Origin of the sequence: Pseudoroseomonas sp. WGS1072, from assembly GCF_049340465.1 — a bacterium.
Classification (GTDB): Bacteria; Pseudomonadota; Alphaproteobacteria; order Acetobacterales; family Acetobacteraceae; genus Pseudoroseomonas.
Window position 1 is genome coordinate 3,039,221 of the sequence record NZ_JBMPSU010000001.1, and the last position, 16,787, is coordinate 3,056,007.

Sequence of the window (16,787 nt, forward strand, 5' to 3'; positions counted from 1 at the left end):
GTCAGCGCGGCGTCGGAACCTGGGTGATGCTGCCATCGGCGCCGAGCAGGGTGGTGGTGCCGCCCTGCTGAGTCGCGATCCCCGAGCCGCCGCCAGGCAGGTTGTAGGTACGGTAGGCCGGTCCGCCGCCGCTGGTCACGGCCGGGCCGTTCGGCGTCTGGATCACCTGCCCGTCATAGCGCGGCACCGGCGCGGCGGCGGGCGGCGGGGGCGGCGCCATCAGCGTCATCGGCGCCTGCTGGTCCACCATGCGGCGGCCCACCGTGGTGCCGGGCTCCAGCAGCGCGGGGGGCGTGGAGGAGCCCCGGCGCGGCGGCGCGGCCCGCGGCACCGTCGCGGAATCGGCCGCGTCGGGCCGGAAGGGGGTGTCGGGCGTCGCCAGCGTGGTGCGCTCCGGCTCGCCCTCCGGCCAGACGTTTCCGGCCACCGGCAGCAGCGGGTCCATCGCGACGTCGACGCCGAGGATGCGCTGCGCCGTCAGGCTGTCCGAAGGCACCACCACCTGCTCGCCGGTCAGGATCTGGGCGCAGCCGCCCAGGCCGAGCAGCAGGGCCAGTCCGAGGGGGCGCACCCTTCCGGAACTCCCCGCCGCGATGCGTGTCGGCTGGCTCATGACGGCTGCTCCTGGCTCGTTCTCATGCTGACGAAGATGCGGTGGCGGGCGCCCTGGCTCAAGGCCGGGAGAGTTCCTTCGTGCCCGCGACCGGCTGGTCCGGGCGGGTGAGCCGGGCCGTGTCCTGCGCCTCCGCATGGCGCAGCCCGGCGCGCAGGTAGTCCCAGCCCGTCACCAGGGTCAGGATCGCCGCCAGCCAGAGCAGCGCCTCGCCGATGGCGCTCACCGGAAGGAGGCCCAGGCCGATCACCGAGGCACCCGTATCGCCGGCCAGCAGCACGCCCAGGGCGGTCATCTGCACGCCGGTCTTCCACTTGGCCAGGCGCGTCACCGGCAGGCCGACGGCCAGGCCGGCGAGATACTCCCGCAGGCCCGAGACCAGGATCTCGCGCAGCATGATGACGATGGCCGGCAGCAGCCCGAGCAGCGACAGGCGCGACAGGCCGGCCAGCAGCATCAGGGCGGCAGCGACCAGGAGCTTGTCGGCGATCGGGTCCAGCATGCGGCCGAAGGCCGAGATCAGCTGCCGCTCGCGCGCGATCTTGCCATCGAAATAATCGGTGATGGCGGCGATGGAGAAGACGGCGCAGGCGCCGAGATCCGCCCAGGGCGCCTGGAGCGCGGCCAGCAGCACCAGCAGCGGCACCGCGGCGATGCGGGAGAGTGTCAGCAGGTTGGGCAGGTCGGTCGGCAATTCAGTGTCTTCCCGGTGGGGCCGCGCGGGGCTTTCCCAAACTAGCCGTCATGGCGCCAGGGTGGAAATGCTCATGGATGCGGGCGGCCATGGCCGGGCCGACGCCCGGGCAGTTGCGCAGGTCCTCGAGACCCGCCTGGCGCACGCCGCGGGCCGAGCCGAAATGGTTCAGCAGGCGCCGCTTCAGGGCGGTCCCGATGCCGGGGATCTCGTCCAGCTCGCTGCGGCTGATCGCCTTGGAGCGGCCGGCGCGGTGGGTGGTGATGGCGAAGCGGTGCGCCTCGTCGCGCAGCCTCTGCAGGTAGTAGAGCACCGGATCACGCGGCGGCAGCTGCAGGGGCGCCGCGCCGGCCCGGTGGAACCATTCCCGCCCGGCGTCCCGGTCCGGCCCCTTGGCCACGGCCACCAGCGGCAGGTCGCCCAGGCCGAGCTCGGCCATTACCTCGCTGGCCGCCGAGAGCTGCCCGGCGCCGCCATCGATCAGCACCAGGTCCGGCCAGCCTTCCCCCGTCCGCTCCGGATCCTCCTTGAGGGCGCGGCCGAATCGGCGCTCGAAGACCTCCCGCATCATGGCGAAGTCGTCGCCGCCGCCGCTGGCCATCCGGTCGCCGCCGCCGGCGGCGCGGGTCTCGGCCGCCGCGCCCGGCACCTCGGCCAGGATCGGCGGCGGAATGCGCGGCCGGGCCGTGCCCTGGATGGCGTACTTGCGGTACGCGCTCTTCAGGAAGCCCTCGGGCCCGGCCACCACCATCACGCCATAGGCATGGCTGCCCTGGATATGGCTGTTGTCGTAGATCTCGATGCGGCGGGGCGTCTCCGGCAGGTCGAAGAGGCGGGCCACGCCCTCCAGCAGGGCGGCCTGGGCGGTGCCTTCCGCCAGGCGGCGCTCGAGCGCCTCGCGCGCGTTGGTCGCGGCATGCTCGACCGCGGCGCGCTTCTCGCCCCGCTGCGGCCGGTGCAGCTCGACCTTCCGCCCGGCCTTCAGGCTCAGCGCCTCGGCGATCAGCGCCGCGTCGGCCACCTCGTGCGAGAGCAGCACCAGCGGCGGCGGCGGCAGGTCGTCATAGAGCTGGGCGAGGAAGGCCGAGAGCACCTCGGCCCCCTCGGCATCGTCCCGGGCATGGGCGGGGAAGAAGGCGCGGTTGCCGTTGTTGCGGCCGCCCCGGAAGAAGAACACCTGGACGCAGGACTGGCCGGCGATCTGGTGCAGCGCCACCACATCGGCATCGCCGACGCCCTCCAGGTTGATGCTGTTCTGCCCCTGCACATGGGTGAGGCCGCGGATCCGGTCGCGGATCGCCGCGGCGCGCTCGAACTCCAGGGCTTCCGCAGCCTGCTCCATCTCGGCGGCCAGCCGCTTCTGGATCGACGGCGTCTCGCCGGAGAGGAACTTGCGGGCATCGCGCACCAGGCCGGCATAGTCCTCGGCCCCGATGCGCCCGGTGCAGGGCGCGGAGCAGCGCTTGATCTGGTAGAGCAGGCAAGGCCGGTCGCGGCTCTCGAACACCGTGTCGCGGCAGGAGCGCAGGAGGAACACCTTCTCCAGCGCGGTGATGGTCTGGTTCACCGCCCAGGCGCTGGCGAAGGGCCCCCAGTAGCTGGCGCCCTTGCGCTTCTCGCCGCGATGCTTGGCGATCTGCGGAAACGGGTGGTCCTCGGTCAGCACCAGCCAGGGATAGGACTTGTCGTCCCGCAGGACGATATTGAAGCGCGGCCTCAGCCGCTTGATCAGGTTGGCTTCCAGCAGCAGCGCCTCGGCCTCGCTGCCCGTGGTGATGATCTCCATCCGCCGCGTGGCATGCACCATGCGGCGCAGCCGCTCCGGCAGCCGGGCGATCTGCGTATAGGCGGTGACGCGCTTCCTCAGGCTGCGCGCCTTGCCCACATAAAGGGCATCTCCCTTGCCATCGAGCATGCGGTAGACGCCCGGGACGAGCGGCATGGTGGCCAGGGCGGCCTCGATCACCGCCAGCCCCTCCATCACCGGCCCCTCGGCGGACAGGCCGGCGGACGGGGAGGGATCGGGCACGGCCTCGGGCGCGGCGGGCGGGTCGCTCGGCTGCTGCATCGGTGGGGTCAAGCACGCCGCAGGATGCGGCTCAAGGGGCGGGGGCGGCGGGGCAGTTTCCCACAAATCCTGTGGATAACCTTGTGGATGGCTGGTGGGTGACCATAGCTAAATGGCTGTCATCTGCGGGTCACATGACGTTGCCTAAGCTTTGGGCAAAAAGGTAAGTCGCTGTTTTTGCTTGGCAAGAGGGAAAATTTATCGTTTAGGCCCGGTCAAGCATATTCTTGCTGTTGACGGCACGAGGAGGGTGGACTGTGGCTTCGGCGCGGTGGACGAAATTTTGTCCGCGCTCACGCCCGAGGCAAAAAACGATCCTTTTCGCGAGCTTCGGCGGTGACGTTGCGGCGGATGGGGAGCGGTTTGTCCACCGCTCCTGGGGAAAAGCCTGTGGACGATGGGGTGCCAAACGAAAACTTCGCTGACCGTCACACCGTTCTTCCCGATTGCCGCGCCGATGGGCAGGTGGCCGGCCGGGCCTTGCGGGGGTCAGCGCCGCAGCCGCTCCACCGTCACGCCCACGCCGCCGACATCGGCGATGATGTCCGGCTTCTCCACCGTTACTCGGACGGCCCGCACCCGCTCCACCTCCAGCACTGCCAGGGCGATCCGCTCGGCCAGGGTTTCCGCCAGCCGGACATGGCCGGAGAGCGCGATGCGGCGCGCGGTATTGGCCACCGCCTCGTAGTCGACCACGCGCTCCAGCCGGTCGGCGCCCTGGCCATGCGGCGCGGCGTCGTCCTCCGCCAGCAGTTCGATGTCGATCAGCACCCGCTGCGGCTCACGCTCCTCCGGATGGATGCCGAGCCGGGCCGCGACGGCGAGGCGCCGGACGAAGACACGGCGCAGCCCGCGCGCGGCGTCGGGGTGGTAGCTCATTCGGACTGCCCCGCGCCGCGGGCGGGCGACCATTGCAGGTGCTGCCCGCCATCGAGGGCGATCATCTGCCCGGTCATGGCCGGCAGGGCGAGGATGGCGAGCACGGCGCGCGCCACCTCCTCCGGCCCGGTACCACGGCCGAGCGGCGTGCTGGCGCATTGCGCCGCGAACTGCTCCGGGCTCTGGCGCGGGCTGGGCAGGGCCGGGCCGGGGCCGATGCCGTTCACCCGGATGCGCGGCGCCAGCGCCAGCGCCAGGCTTTGCGTCAGCGCCCAGAGCCCCGCCTTGGACAGGCTGTAGCTGACGAAATGCGGCGTCAGGGACCAGACCCGCTGGTCCAGCAGGTTGATCGCGACCCCCTCGGCCGTGTCGGGGAGGGCGCGGGCCAGGGCCTGGATCAGCACGAAGGGCGCGCGCAGATTGGGCTCCAGGTGGCGGTCCCAGCTCTCCCGCGTGGCGTCGTGCCATTCGTCGCGCTCGAAGACCGAGGCGTTGTTGACCAGCACGCCGACCGGGCCGAGCGCGGCGGCGGCGGCCGGCAGCAGCGCCGCCACCTCCGCCTCGCGCGACAGTTCCGCGGTCAGGACCACGGCGCGGCGGCCCAGCGCCCGCACCGCCTCGGCCACCGCCTCGGCCTCCGGTGCAGGGGCACGGGTCTGCAACGCGACATCGAAGCCGGCGCCGGCGAGCGCCAGGACGATGCCCCGACCGATCCGGCGCGCGCCGCCGGTGACCAGGGCCACCCGCGGGATGCTCTCTGGAATCTGCATGAGGCACAGATGGCGGGGACAGCGGGCGGCGTCCAGCCTATATCCTGCTGTCGTCGCTCCGGACCGGACGGCAGCAGGAGTTCCGCATGCCCGCACCCCTCATCGCCCGCTGGACGGACTGGCACGGCCAGGGTGTGGAGCATCTGGTGCTGCGGCAGAGCTCGGGCCTGCGCCTGGTGCAGTCGGTGGTGATCGGGCCCGGCACGGCGGCCTGGCAATACGCCCTGGTCTGCGACCTCGGCTGGCGGACGCGCTCCGCCCGGCTGCACCGCATCGGGCAGGATCTGGCGGTCGAACTGCGCGCCGACGGGCTGGGCCGCTGGACGGACGGCGTCGGCCGGCCCCTGCCCGAACTGCAGGGTGCGCTCGACCTCGAGATCGGCGTAACACCCTTCACCACCACGCTCGCGCTCCATCGGCTGGGCCTGCGGAGCGGCGAGACGGCGAGCCTGGCCATGGTGCAGCTCGACGCGGACCGCCTGGTCTTCCGCCGCGTGGAACGCCGCCTGGCCTGCCTCGACCGCGGACGTCGCTACCGCCTCGACACGCCGGAGGAGACGGAGTTCGAGGTGGAAGACAATCTGCTGGTGACCGCCTGGCCGGGGCGCTTCCGGCGCCTGGTGCCGCAGCCGGCCTGACCCGCTCGGCCTGCCGGGGTGGCCGCCGGCGAGAATTGCCATCTCCTCCCGCCGCCCCATCTCTGCGTCATGGAACGTCCCTGCATCAAGGTTTGTGATTTCGACGAGCAGAGCGGTTGGTGCCGCGGCTGCGGCATGACCAAGCCGGAGCGCAAGGCGTGGAAGCGGGTTCCCGCCTATCGCGAGGCGATCCTGACCGGCCTCCCGGCCCGGCTGTCGGCCATGGAGATGGCCGGACATGTCGTCGGAGAGGCCGCGAAACGGAGGAAATCGGATAAGGCTTAGAGGGGCGGGGCCGGGCCGGATTCGCTCAGGTCTTTCGAAGCCGTCAGGGAAGAGGGAAGCCAGGGTGTCGCCAGGACAAGATCACCTTTCCTTCCTCCAGGGTGGCGGCGAGATGGGCGGGCGCATCCGCGCGAAGGACTGGACCGCCACGCCGCTGGGCCCGCCCGAGGCCTGGCCGCCGACACTCCGCACCCTGCTGGTCGTGATGCTCGGCACGCCGCAGCCGATGTTCGTGTCCTGGGGGCCGGATCGCATCATCATCTACAATGACGGCTATGCGCCGATGCTCGGCCTGAAGCAGGGCTGGGCGCTCGGGCGGCGGTTCGAGGAGGTCTGGCACGACATCATCGCCGATGTCGGCCCGATCATGGACCGCGCCTATGCGGGGGAGGCCAGCTACGCCGACGATCTGCGGCTGACGATGCACCGTAACGGCTTTCCCGAGGAAGCCTACTTCGTCTTCTCCTACATCCCCATCCGCGACGATTCCGGTCAGGTCGCGGGGATGCTCTGCACCTGCCTCGAAACCACGCGGCGCGTGATGGCGGAGCGCCGCCAGGCCTTTCTCTCGGAGCTGAGCAACCGCCTGCAGCAGGACCAGGATGTCGAGGTCGTCATTTTCGGCCTGGCGGAGAGGATGGGACAGGCCCTCTCGGCCGACAGGATCGGCGCCGCGAGCCTCGACCGTGATGGCTGGATCCGTATCGAGCGCGAATGGAGCGCCCACCGGTCCAGCGGGCTGGGGGAGCACCGCATCGGCACGGGTGGCACCCGCCTGCTGGAGACGCTGCGGGGCCAGGACATGCTGGCGGTCGGGGAGGTGGAGACGGACGCCCTCATGGCCGAGGTCGCTCCGCAACTGCTGCGGAACGGCGTGCGCGCGGCCCTGTTCTTCCTCCTGGCCCCCGAGGGGCGCCCGCCGGCCATCCTCTATGCCGCCAGCGGGCGCGCGCGCCGTTGGGAGGAGGCCGACCTGGCCCTGTTCCGCGAGGTCGGCCGGCGGGTGCGGGGCGTCGAGGAGCGCCGGCAGGCGGCGGCCCGCCTGCGCGAGAGCGAGGAGCGGTTCCGGGAGGTGGCGGACAGCGCGCCGGTGCTGATCTGGGCGATGGACGCCGGCGGCGGCATGACCTTCCTCAACCGCCGCTTCGAGATCACCTTCGGCCTGCCGGTCGCCGAGCTGCGGGAGCAGGACTGGCTGGCGCGGCTCCATCCGGAGGACCGGGAGCGCGTGCGGAAGAGTTTCGGGCGGGCATGGCAGGCGCGCCGGCATTACCGCCAGGAAGTCCGCGTGACGGATGGCGCCGGGCGGGTCCGCTGGTTCGATTGCCAGGCGCTGCCCCGCCACCAGGGCGAGGCCTTTCTCGGCTACCTCGGCACGGCGGCGGACATCACCGAGGCGCGCCTCGCCGCGGACGAGCTGGAGCGGCGCATCGCCGATCGCACCGCCGAGCTGCGCCGCGCGGAGGAGGCTCTGCGGCAGTCCCAGAAGATGGAGGCGATCGGTCAGCTCACCGGCGGTATCGCCCATGATTTCAACAATCTGCTTCAAGGTATTCAGGGATCGCTTGAGCTGGCGCAGCGGCAGCTCCGCAGCGACCGCCATGTGGAGCGTTTCCTGGAAGGGGCGATCGCCTCGGCGCGGCGGGCCTCCTCCCTCACGCACCGGCTGCTGGCCTTCGCCCGCCGGCAGCCCATCGATCCCCGGCCGGTCCAGGCCAATGACCTCCTGGCCTCCATGGCGGACATGCTGCGCCGGACCATCGGAGAGGGCATCCGGCTGGAGCTCGACCTGGCGCCGGACCTCTGGCTCACGCGGTGCGACGTGAACCAGCTTGAGAACGCCATCCTCAATCTGGCGATCAACGCACGGGACGCCATGCCGGACGGGGGCGTGCTGCGCCTGGCGACGCGATGCCGGCCGGGCGGCGGGACGCATGGCGAGAGCATCGTCATCGGTGTCTCCGACACCGGCCGCGGCATGCCGCCCGAGGTGCTGGAGCACGCTTTCGAACCCTTCTTCACCACCAAGGAGCCCGGCCGTGGCACCGGCCTCGGCCTGTCGATGATCTACGGCTTCGCCCGCCAGTCGGGCGGCGCTGCCCACATCGAATCGAGCCCCGGCCAGGGCACCACGGTCCATCTCCTGCTGCCCCGCCATCACGGCGTGCTGCCGCCGGCGGCGGCCGAGGCGGAGGCCGTGCCCGGCGGCAGGGGCGAGGTGGTCGCCGTGGTGGAGGACGAGCCGGTGGTGCGGGCGCTGGTGCTCGAGGTGCTGGCCGATCTGGGCTACGAGGCCCGGGTGGCGGAGGATGGCCCCGGCGGGCTGCGGCTTCTGCGCGAGGCGAGGAGGATCGACCTCCTGATCACCGATATCGGCCTGCCGGGCCTCCAGGGCCGGCGGCTCGCCGCGGAGGCGCGGCGCCAGCGCCCGGGCCTGCCCGTCCTGCTGATGACCGGCTATGCCGAGGTCGCCGCCAGCGCCGACGGCTTCCTCGAGCCGGGCATGGAGATGCTCACCAAGCCCTTCGCCATCGCCGCGCTGGCGCGCCGCGTGCAGGCCATGCTGGCGGGCGGCCGCCCCGATCGGCCGCCACCGGAGGGCCCGCGCCCGCTCAGCCCAGCGCCGCCTTTCGCACCTCCTCCCGGATCTCCCCCATCAGCCGGGCCTTGAGCGCGCCGAATTCCGGTGCCGTCTTCACCGTCCAGTCGCGGGGATAGGGCAGGGGGACCGCCACCTCCGCCTTCACCCGGCCCGGCCGGGCCGACATCACCAGGACGCGGTTGGCGAGGAAGATGGCCTCGTCGATGTCATGCGTCACGAACAGCACGGTCTTGCGGGCCTCGGGCCGGTCGCTGCCCCAGACCTCCAGCAGAAGCTCCTGCATCAACTCGCGCGTCTGGTGATCGAGCGCGCCGAAGGGCTCGTCGAGCAGCAGGATCTCAGGATCGTTGGCCAGCGCCCGCGCCAGGGCGGTGCGCTGCTGCATGCCGCCGGAGAGCTGGCGTGGCCAGTGGTTCTCGAAGCCCCGCAGGCCGGTCCGGGCGATGAAGCGGGCGGCGGTCTCGCGCATCTCGGCCTCGGGCAGCTTCCGCTCGCGCAGGCCGAAGCGGATGTTCTGCTCCACCGTCAACCAGGGGAAGAGCGTGTAGGACTGGAAGACCATGCCGCGGTCGGGCCCTGGCCCGCTGACCCTGCGGCCATTGAGCGTGACGCTGCCGCCCGTCGGCCGGTCGAGCCCGGCCACGATCCGCAGCAGGGTGGACTTGCCGCAGCCCGAGGGCCCCAGGATGGAGACGAACTCGCCGGGCGCGACGTCGAGGTCGGTCGGCTGCAGAGCCAGGGTCGGCGCGTTGCCGCCCTGGCCGGGAAAGGTGCGGGTCAGGCCGCGGACCGAGAGCGCCATCACAGCGCCGCCCAGCGGAACAGGCGCCGGTTCAGCGCCTTGAAGAGGAAGTCGGTGACCAGCCCGATCAGGCCGATGACGACGATGCCGAAGATCATCTGGCCGGTATCGAGCAGGCGTTGGCTGTCCATGATCATGTGGCCGATGCCGCTCTGCGCCCCGATCAGCTCGGCGACGATGACATAGGTCCAGGCCCAGCCGAGCACCAGGCGGAGCGCCTCCATGACCTGCGGGGCGGCGGCGGGGATGATGACCCGCCGCAGGATGCCGCTGCCCTTCGTGCCGAGGGTATAGGCCGCCTCCACCAGGTCGCGCCGCGTGCCGCCGGCGATGACGGCCACCATGATGACGATCTGGAAGACGCTGCCGAGGAAGATGACCGAGAGCTTCTGCGCCTCGCCCACCCCGGCCCAGAGGATGAGGAGCGGGATGAAGGCCGAGGCCGGAAGGTAGCGGGCGAAGGAGATGAAGGGCTCGAAGAAGGCCTCGACCGGCTTGTAGGCGCCCATCAGCAGCCCGAGCGGCACCGCGAGCAGGGCCGCGAGCAGAAAGCCCCCCACCACGCGCCAGACAGTCATGCCGATGTCGCCGGCGAAGTTGTACTCGGTGAACAGCGTCCAGCCGGCGGCCAGCGCCTGCCCCGGCGAGGCCAGGAAGAGCGGCTGCACATAGCCGCCATAGGTGACGAGGCCCCAGAGGCCGAGGAACAGGAGGAAGAAGCCCAGGCCCAGCGCGGCGCGCAGGGGGGCGGAGACGGGTTTGAGCGGTTCCAAGCGGCCTCGCGGAGGATGGGGTCGGGCGGGACGGGGAGGGGGGCCGGCCGGCGGCCCCGCCATGGCCTCAGCCGAGGAAGCGCGTGTCGAGCAGCTTCGCCAGGTCCGGCGACTGGCGCACCACGCCCGCCTCCTTCTGCACCTCCAGCGCCTTGGTCATGAACTTCGGCAACTCGTCGGCGACATAGGCGCGGTTCTTCGCCGCGTCCTGCCATTCGATGAACTGCGCGCTGGCCCTGAAGGCCTCGGCGCTCTGGTTCACGCGCTTGCCCATGATCTCATGCGATGTCGCGGGTTCGCGCGCGATCATCGCCAGCGCGTCGTACCAGCTCTTGATCACCGCCTTCACCGCCGGCTCGTTCTTCGCCACGAAGTCGGGCGTGAAGGCGAGGGTATCGACGACGCAGGGATAGTCGTTCGTGGTGGCAAGGATGCGGCCCTTGTCCTCGCCCATGCCGCGAACCTGCGAAAGGTAGGGCTCATAGGTCGAACAGGCGTCGAACTGCCCGGCGACGAAGGCCTGCGCGGCCGGCTGCGGCGCCAGCGTCGCGGCCTGCACCTCCTTCACCGACATGCCGTTCTCGCGCAGCATATAGGCGAGCACGAAATAGGGCGTGGTGCCGGGGCCGTCGACCGCGACGGTCCTGCCCTTGAGCCCCGCCCAGCCGCCGATGGAGGGCCGCACCGCGATGCCGTCGCCCCCTCTCGACCGGTCGAGCACCAGCACCTGCACCAGCGGCATGGTGCTGCCCCAGAGGATCATGGTGTCGACCGTGGTGACGACGCAGTTCAGCGCGCCGGCGGCCAGGGCCAGGTTGCGCTCGCGCTGCGGCACGAAGCGGGTCTCCACCTCGACGCCATTCGCCCGGAACAGCCCGGCCTGCTCGGCGAGGGTCAGCGGCGCGAAGCCGGTCCAGCCCGACATGCCGATGGTGATCCTGGGCATGGCCTGCGCACGCAGGACAGCGGGAAGGGCGAGCGCGCCGGCGGCGGCGCCCAGGAACAGGCGGCGTTGCATGGATCTTTTCTCCTCAGGGCCTGGCGGCCTCTCCCGGGTGGCAGCCTAGAGCAGATCCCGCCCGGATGGAATCGCCGGCTCAGGCGGGGGCGTTCGCCGGGCCCATGCGCTGGAAGGGAGGCCGGAGGGCGCCGCGCCGCCCAGTAGCGCGAGCCTCCGGAAAATCTTCCGGCTGTCAGCGATTCCTTCATGGGTGAGGAACAGAATAGGCACATCCAGAACGGAGCGCTCAGCCATGGTTCAGAATGAACCCCGCATCACCCGCCTCACCGTCCTCGATCCGCGCCAGGCCGGATGGTCCCAGGCGGTGATCGCCGCCGCCGCCGACACCATGGTGCAGGTGCTGGACAGCCGGCGCGACGGCCTGCGCCAGGTCCTGGAGCTGGCGGCGGAGCTGGCGCCGCTCGAGATCATCGACCTGCCCGAGCATGGCGGCGCCGGCCGCATCGTCCTGGGCACCTGCATCCTGGACGCCCAGAGCCTTGGCGGCCAGGAGGACCTTCTGGAAGAGCTGGGCCGCTGCCTGACGCCGGACGGCACGCTGCGGATCGGCGGCAGCAACGCCGGCGGCAGCGTCGGCGCGCGGCTGATGGCGATGCTCGCCCGTGCCCTGGGCCGCGATGTGCGCGCGCCCGGAGCGCGCCGCGCCCAACCGGGCATGCCCATCGCCTGGGCCGGGCCCGGCCTGCCCGGCAGCCCGCGTGCCCTCCTGCATTGAAGGAATGTCCACGGCTCCGGCGTCGGAAGTCCTGGGACGCCTGCGCGAAGCGTTGTCCTCCGGGGGATGGGGCGGATGCCGCTGACCCCCTCCGACGCGGTGCTGTGTCTGCTGGCCGGCAGCCCCTCGCCCTCCTAGGGGCGGCCCAGCCCGCAGGAGACGTGGCCGCGCACGCGTAACCCGTGTCCCCGCGCCTGGGCCGCCACCGGCCCGAGGCGCCGCAGGATCTTCTCGACCGAGCAGTTGATGTTCCCCTGCGAGAGGCCTTCTGGCGCCGGACCGGCAGCCGAGCCGGCGGCATCCATCAGGGCGACACGAAGCCGCCCGTCTCGATGCCCGTCGGCCCGACCTCCACCACGCCCACCGGCGGGGGCCCGCTCACGAGGCCGCCTCCGCGGCGAAGGTCACCAGCTCGGTCCCTTCCTCCACCATCTCCTCGGCCTGATGGCGCACGCTTTCCACGCAGCCATCCATGGGCGCGCGCAGCGTCAGCTCCATCTTCATCGCCTCGATCACCACCAGGGGCGCGTTCTTCGCCACGACGTCGCCGGGCCGCACCAGCACGCGGGCAATACGCCCAGGCACGGGAGCCCGGACCCGGTCGTTGCCCGCCGTCTCCGTTCGTGGCGGCGCCAGCGGGTCCACAACCTCCAGCACATGGTTGCGGCCCTTCAGCACCACCGTCAGCGTTGCGCCCTGCCGCACCACCCGCAGGCGGCGCGCCACGCCATCCAGCAGCAGAACCGATCCGTCTTGCTCCTCCGCGAGCTCGGCTGTCACCGGCCCGCCGGGCAGATCCAGCCGATAGCGCCCCGCGGCCATGGGGCGGGCGCGGATGGCAACCCGCTCGTCGTCAGCCTGCCGGATGTGCAGGTCCTGGTAGCCCTCCCCGTTCATCCGCCACGCATCGGCCTGCGCCCAGGGGGACCACGGGTCGCCGTCGCCGGCCCGCGACGCCGCCTGCTGATCCTTCAATGCCGTGAGAGCCGCGGCCGCCCAGACAATGGCATCGTCAGTCCGGGCCGCCGCCACGGGCATGAGCGCGGCCGCGTGGCGCGCGATGAAGCCGGTGTCCAGTTCCGCGGCCGCGAATGCCCTATGCCCGGCGATGGCGCGCAGCAGTTCCAGGTTCGTCTGCAGGCCGACCACCTCGTACTCCGCCAGCGCGGCGGCCAGACGCCGGACGGCGGCGGGGCGGTCCTCGCCCCGGACCACCAGCTTGGCGATCATGGGATCGTAGTCGGGCGTGATGCTGTCACCCTGGCGCACGCCGGTGTCCACCCGGACCTCACCCGGCACTTCCCCGGGCTGGCGCAGGTGGGTCAGGGTGCCCACGGCGGGCATGAAGTCCCGCGCGGGGTCCTCGGCATAGACGCGCGCCTCGATCGCGTGCCCGTGCAGCCGGAGACCGTCCTCCCGCACCGGCAGGGGCTCGCCGCACGCCACGCGGAGCTGCCATTCCACCAGGTCCAGCCCGGTCACCATCTCCGTCACCGGATGCTCGACCTGCAGCCGGGTGTTCATCTCCATGAAGAAGAAGGCGTCGCCCTCGGCGATGAACTCCACCGTGCCCGCGCCGACATAGCCGACGGCCCGTGCCGCGGCGACGGCGGCCTCGCCCATCGCCCGGCGCCGCATCGGGTCCATGCCGGGGGCGGGGGCCTCCTCGATCACCTTCTGGTGCCGCCGCTGGATGGAGCAGTCCCGCTCGAACAGCGAGAGCGTGTTGCCCTGCGTGTCGGCGAAGACCTGGATCTCGATGTGCCTGGGACGCGTCAGGTACTTCTCGATCAGCACGCGGTCGTCGCCGAAGGAGGCCAGCGCCTCGCGCTTCGCGCCCTCGATGGCGGCCTCCAGCTCGCCTGCCGACGGGACAATCCGCATGCCCTTGCCGCCGCCCCCCGCTGAAGCCTTGATCAGCACGGGATAGCCGATCCGCGCCGCCTCCCGCGCCAGCAGCGGCAGATCCTGCGCCTCCCCATGATAGCCCGGCACCAGCGGCACGCCGGAGCGCTCCATGAGCGCCTTGGATTCCGCCTTCGAGCCCATGGCGCGGATGGCCGATGCGGGCGGGCCGATGAACACCACGCCCGCCTCGCCGCAGGCCGCCGCGAAGTCGGCATTCTCCGACAGGAAGCCGTAGCCCGGGTGGATCGCCTCGGCGCCCGATCGGCGCGCGACCTCCAGGATGTGCTCGCCCACCAGGTAGCTCTGGCGCGCGGGCGCGGGTCCGATGGGCCAGGCTTCGTCGGCCAGCCGGACGTGCCGGGCCCCGGCATCGGCCTCGGAATAGACCGCCACGGTCGCCACGCCGAGGCGCCGGGCCGTGGCGATCACGCGGCAGGCGATCTCGCCGCGGTTGGCGATCAGGATCTTGCGGAACATGGGCTTTCCCTCCCTCAGCCCTGCCGCCAGGCGGGCGGGCGCTTGCCAAGAAAGGCGGCAATGCCTTCCCGCCCCTCGGCGGAGGCCCGGCGCGAGGTGATGCGCCGGCCTGTTTCCTCCCCCAGCGCCGCATCCACCGGCCGTCCCCCGCACAGGAAGACGAGGTCCTTGGCGTCGGCCTGCGCGCCCGGGGCGCCCTGGAGCGGGACGATGCTGCTCATCGGCCCGCCCTCACATCCGGAACACGCCGAAGCGCGTCGGCTCGATCGGTGCATTCAGGCTGGCGGAGAGGCCGAGCGCGAGGACACGCCGCGTGTCCGCCGGGTCGATCACCCCGTCATCCCAGAGGCGGGCGCTGGCATAGTAGGGGTGCCCCTGCCGCTCGTACTGCTCGCGGATCGGCGCCTTGAAGGCTTCCTCCTCCTCGGCCGACCAGGTGCCGCCGCGGCCCTCGATGCCGTCGCGACGCACGGTGGCCAGCACGGCGGCGGCCTGCTCGCCACCCATCACGCCGATGCGGGCGTTGGGCCACATCCACAGGAAGCGCGGCGAATAGGCACGGCCGCACATGCCGTAGTTCCCGGCGCCGAAGGAGCCGCCGATGATGATCGTGAACTTCGGCACGGCGGAGGTGGCCACCGCCGTCACCATCTTGGCGCCGTCCTTGGCGATGCCGCCCGCCTCGTACTTCCGGCCCACCATGAAGCCGGTGATGTTCTGCAGGAACACCAGCGGGATGCCGCGCTGGGAACACAGCTCGATGAAATGCGCGCCCTTCTGCGCGGATTCCGAGAACAGAATGCCGTTGTTGGCGACAATGCCGACAGGATAGCCCCAGATGTGGGCGAAGCCGCAGACCAGCGTCGGGCCGTAGAGCCGCTTGAACTCGTCGAACGCGCTGCCGTCCACCAGGCGGGCGATCACCTCTCTGACATCATAGGGCGTGCGCGCGTTGGCGGGCACGACGGAATACAGCTCCTCGGGCGCGTAGCGTGGCGGCTCGGGCTGGCGCAGCGTCAACGCGGGACGCTTCACCGTGTTCAGCCCCGCCACCACCCGCCGAGCGATGCCGAGCGCGTGCGCGTCGTTCTCCGCGAAATGGTCGGTGACGCCGGAGATGCGGCTGTGCACCTCGGCGCCGCCCAGTTCCTCGGCGCTCACCACCTCGCCCGTGGCCGCCTTCACCAGCGGCGGCCCGGCCAGGAAGATGGTGCCCTGGTTGCGCACGATGATGCTCTCGTCGCACATCGCGGGCACGTAGGCGCCGCCCGCGGTGCAGGAGCCCATCACCACCGCCACCTGCGCGATGCCCTGCGCCGACATATTGGCCTGGTTGAAGAAGATGCGCCCGAAATGGTCGCGGCCGGGGAACACCTCGTCCTGGTTCGGCAGGTTGGCGCCGCCGCTGTCCACCAGGTAGATGCAGGGCAGCCGGTTCTGCTGCGCGATCTCCTGCGCCCGCAGGTGCTTCTGCACCGTCAGCGGGAAATAGGTGCCGCCCTTCACCGTGGCGTCATTGGCCACGATCATGCATTCCCGCCCCGCCACGCGGCCGATGCCGGTGATGATCCCGGCCGACGGCACCTCGTCGCCATACATCCCGTGCGCGGCGAACTGCCCGACTTCCAGGAACGGCGAGAGGGGATCGATCAACGCACGGATACGGTCGCGTGGCAGCAGCTTGCCGCGCGATAGGTGCCGTTCACGCGACACCTGCCCGCCGCCGAGGCGAACCCGCTCCGCCTGCGCGCGAAGGTCCTCCACCAGCGAGCGCATGTGGCGCGCGTTCGCGGCGCATTCCGGCGAGCGCGCGTCCAGCTCCGTCTGCAGCACCGCCATCAGCTCCTCCCCGCCGTCATCGGCACCGTGAGCGGCCCTGTTCTTCCATGCCGCCTTCGTCGCGCGCTGCCCTGTGCGGTCACTTCCCGGTCCCCCTGTCGATGGCGCCCCGTTCGCGCAGCGCCCGGATTGCCTCCTCAGAGTAGTTCAACTCGCGCCGGAGGATGTCCGCCATGTGCTGGTCCAGCAGCGGCGGCGCGGCCAGCGGCGCCTGCGGGCTGCCGGGGAACTTGATGGGGTGCCCGAGCACCCGGACCGCGCCCAGGCTCTCATGCGGCACCTCCACCACCATCTCGCGCGACCGCGCATGCGGGTGGGACAGCGCTTCCCGCACGCCGAGCACCGGGGCATGCGGAACGTCATGCGCCTCCAGGATGGCCTGCCATTCCGCGACCCTGCGCGTGCGGGTGCGGGCGCCGAGGCCGAGGCGCCCCATCACGCCCGGGCGGAAGTTCTCGATCAGCACGTCAGGTCCAGCACCCGAAGCCCCGCGAGCGGGCCTCCCCATGCGACGGCCTCGTCCCCGGCCGTGGCGCCCTGCTGCATCGGTTGATCCACGACGGCTCCCTCCCACACCGGCCTACTGCGCGGTCAGCCCCAGATTCCGCACGATCGGCTCCCAGATGGCACGGTCCCGCCGCATCAGCGCCCCCAGGCCAACTCCCATCGGGACTGTCACTGGAGTGTAGGCTTCGGCCGCGCA

16 protein-coding genes are annotated in these 16,787 nt (G+C 71.6%); 4 read left to right on the forward strand and 12 right to left on the reverse strand.

The annotated features are described in order from the left end of the window. Position 1: 1 nt before the first annotated feature. From ACF3NH_RS14285 to ACF3NH_RS14305, 5 genes are all read right to left on the reverse strand, one after another. Positions 2-613 carry a hypothetical protein gene (locus ACF3NH_RS14285; protein ID WP_198367855.1) on the reverse strand — a complete coding sequence of 204 codons (612 nt, stop codon included), beginning with the start codon at positions 611-613 and terminating at the stop codon, positions 2-4. Between the two features lie 58 nt (positions 614-671). Continuing rightward, complete coding sequence (pgsA, locus tag ACF3NH_RS14290) at positions 672-1,307, reverse strand: CDP-diacylglycerol--glycerol-3-phosphate 3-phosphatidyltransferase (RefSeq protein WP_198367854.1); 636 nt, start codon at positions 1,305-1,307, stop codon at positions 672-674. Between the two features lies 1 nt (position 1,308). Then, positions 1,309-3,375 carry an excinuclease ABC subunit UvrC gene (gene uvrC / locus ACF3NH_RS14295; RefSeq protein ID WP_370592076.1) on the reverse strand — a complete coding sequence of 689 codons (2,067 nt, stop codon included), beginning with the start codon at positions 3,373-3,375 and terminating at the stop codon, positions 1,309-1,311. A 489-nt stretch (positions 3,376-3,864) separates the two neighbouring features. Then, positions 3,865-4,254, reverse strand: a complete 390-nt coding sequence (locus ACF3NH_RS14300; protein WP_232477401.1) for a dihydroneopterin aldolase — start codon at positions 4,252-4,254, stop codon at positions 3,865-3,867. Further along, positions 4,251-5,024, reverse strand: a complete 774-nt coding sequence (locus ACF3NH_RS14305; protein WP_422923710.1) for an SDR family oxidoreductase — start codon at positions 5,022-5,024, stop codon at positions 4,251-4,253. Before ACF3NH_RS14305 ends, ACF3NH_RS14300 begins: the two co-directional genes overlap by 4 nt. Positions 5,025-5,110: 86 nt before the next feature. On the opposite strand from ACF3NH_RS14305, the gene ACF3NH_RS14310 reads away from it, so the two are divergent. From ACF3NH_RS14310 to ACF3NH_RS14320, 3 genes are all read left to right on the forward strand, one after another. Further along, positions 5,111-5,662 (forward strand): putative glycolipid-binding domain-containing protein, encoded by a 552-nt coding sequence (locus ACF3NH_RS14310; RefSeq protein WP_422923712.1) that lies wholly within the window; start codon positions 5,111-5,113, stop codon positions 5,660-5,662. A 69-nt stretch (positions 5,663-5,731) separates the two neighbouring features. Then, entirely contained in the window at positions 5,732-5,947 is a 216-nt protein-coding gene (locus ACF3NH_RS14315) for a DUF1289 domain-containing protein (protein WP_255528794.1), read from the forward strand. Between the two features lie 64 nt (positions 5,948-6,011). Further along, positions 6,012-8,618, forward strand: coding sequence for a PAS domain S-box protein (locus ACF3NH_RS14320; RefSeq protein ID WP_422923714.1), 2,607 nt, complete (start codon positions 6,012-6,014; stop codon positions 8,616-8,618). Here the strand turns inward: ACF3NH_RS14320 and ACF3NH_RS14325 are convergent. From ACF3NH_RS14325 to ACF3NH_RS14335, 3 genes are all read right to left on the reverse strand, one after another. Then, on the reverse strand, positions 8,560-9,351 hold the full coding sequence (locus ACF3NH_RS14325) for an ABC transporter ATP-binding protein (protein ID WP_198367848.1): 792 nt from the start codon (positions 9,349-9,351) through the stop codon (positions 8,560-8,562). The two genes, ACF3NH_RS14320 and ACF3NH_RS14325, sit on opposite strands and share 59 nt — an antisense overlap. Beyond that, positions 9,351-10,124: an ABC transporter permease gene (locus tag ACF3NH_RS14330; protein WP_232477398.1), complete on the reverse strand. Its 774-nt coding sequence runs from the start codon at positions 10,122-10,124 to the stop codon at positions 9,351-9,353. Before ACF3NH_RS14330 ends, ACF3NH_RS14325 begins: the two co-directional genes overlap by 1 nt. Before the next feature lie 67 nt (positions 10,125-10,191). Beyond that, positions 10,192-11,142 carry an ABC transporter substrate-binding protein gene (locus ACF3NH_RS14335; protein WP_198367846.1) on the reverse strand — a complete coding sequence of 317 codons (951 nt, stop codon included), beginning with the start codon at positions 11,140-11,142 and terminating at the stop codon, positions 10,192-10,194. 235 nt (positions 11,143-11,377) lie between these two features. On the opposite strand from ACF3NH_RS14335, the gene ACF3NH_RS14340 reads away from it, so the two are divergent. Beyond that, positions 11,378-11,860: a DUF4347 domain-containing protein gene (locus tag ACF3NH_RS14340; protein ID WP_198367845.1), complete on the forward strand. Its 483-nt coding sequence runs from the start codon at positions 11,378-11,380 to the stop codon at positions 11,858-11,860. A gap of 378 nt (positions 11,861-12,238) precedes the next feature. Here ACF3NH_RS14340 and ACF3NH_RS14345 read toward each other — a convergent pair whose 3' ends face one another. The 4 genes from ACF3NH_RS14345 to ACF3NH_RS14360 form a co-directional block, all read right to left on the reverse strand. Beyond that, a complete protein-coding gene (locus ACF3NH_RS14345; RefSeq protein ID WP_422923718.1) occupies positions 12,239-14,245 on the reverse strand; it encodes an acetyl/propionyl/methylcrotonyl-CoA carboxylase subunit alpha in 2,007 nt (668 codons plus the stop codon). A 14-nt stretch (positions 14,246-14,259) separates the two neighbouring features. Then, entirely contained in the window at positions 14,260-14,466 is a 207-nt protein-coding gene (locus ACF3NH_RS14350; RefSeq protein WP_422923720.1) for a Clp protease/crotonase-like domain-containing protein, read from the reverse strand. Positions 14,467-14,476: 10 nt separating this feature from the next. Beyond that, entirely contained in the window at positions 14,477-16,084 is a 1,608-nt protein-coding gene (locus ACF3NH_RS14355; RefSeq protein WP_422923722.1) for a carboxyl transferase domain-containing protein, read from the reverse strand. A gap of 79 nt (positions 16,085-16,163) precedes the next feature. Continuing rightward, entirely contained in the window at positions 16,164-16,550 is a 387-nt protein-coding gene (locus tag ACF3NH_RS14360) for a CoA transferase (RefSeq protein ID WP_422923724.1), read from the reverse strand. Positions 16,551-16,787 lie beyond the last annotated feature (237 nt).

Coding starts and splice junctions, on each gene's coding strand:
- ACF3NH_RS14285 (WP_198367855.1), bottom strand. CDS start 613: ATGAGCCAGCCGACACGCATCGCGGCGGGGAGTTCCGGAAGGGTGCGC.
- uvrC (WP_370592076.1), bottom strand. CDS start 3,375: ATGCAGCAGCCGAGCGACCCGCCCGCCGCGCCCGAGGCCGTGCCCGAT.
- ACF3NH_RS14300 (WP_232477401.1), bottom strand. CDS start 4,254: ATGAGCTACCACCCCGACGCCGCGCGCGGGCTGCGCCGTGTCTTCGTC.
- ACF3NH_RS14305 (WP_422923710.1), bottom strand. CDS start 5,024: ATGCAGATTCCAGAGAGCATCCCGCGGGTGGCCCTGGTCACCGGCGGC.
- ACF3NH_RS14310 (WP_422923712.1), top strand. CDS start 5,111: ATGCCCGCACCCCTCATCGCCCGCTGGACGGACTGGCACGGCCAGGGT.
- ACF3NH_RS14315 (WP_255528794.1), top strand. CDS start 5,732: ATGGAACGTCCCTGCATCAAGGTTTGTGATTTCGACGAGCAGAGCGGT.
- ACF3NH_RS14325 (WP_198367848.1), bottom strand. CDS start 9,351: ATGGCGCTCTCGGTCCGCGGCCTGACCCGCACCTTTCCCGGCCAGGGC.
- ACF3NH_RS14335 (WP_198367846.1), bottom strand. CDS start 11,142: ATGCAACGCCGCCTGTTCCTGGGCGCCGCCGCCGGCGCGCTCGCCCTT.
- ACF3NH_RS14340 (WP_198367845.1), top strand. CDS start 11,378: ATGGTTCAGAATGAACCCCGCATCACCCGCCTCACCGTCCTCGATCCG.
- ACF3NH_RS14345 (WP_422923718.1), bottom strand. CDS start 14,245: ATGTTCCGCAAGATCCTGATCGCCAACCGCGGCGAGATCGCCTGCCGC.
- ACF3NH_RS14350 (WP_422923720.1), bottom strand. CDS start 14,466: ATGAGCAGCATCGTCCCGCTCCAGGGCGCCCCGGGCGCGCAGGCCGAC.
- ACF3NH_RS14355 (WP_422923722.1), bottom strand. CDS start 16,084: ATGGCGGTGCTGCAGACGGAGCTGGACGCGCGCTCGCCGGAATGCGCC.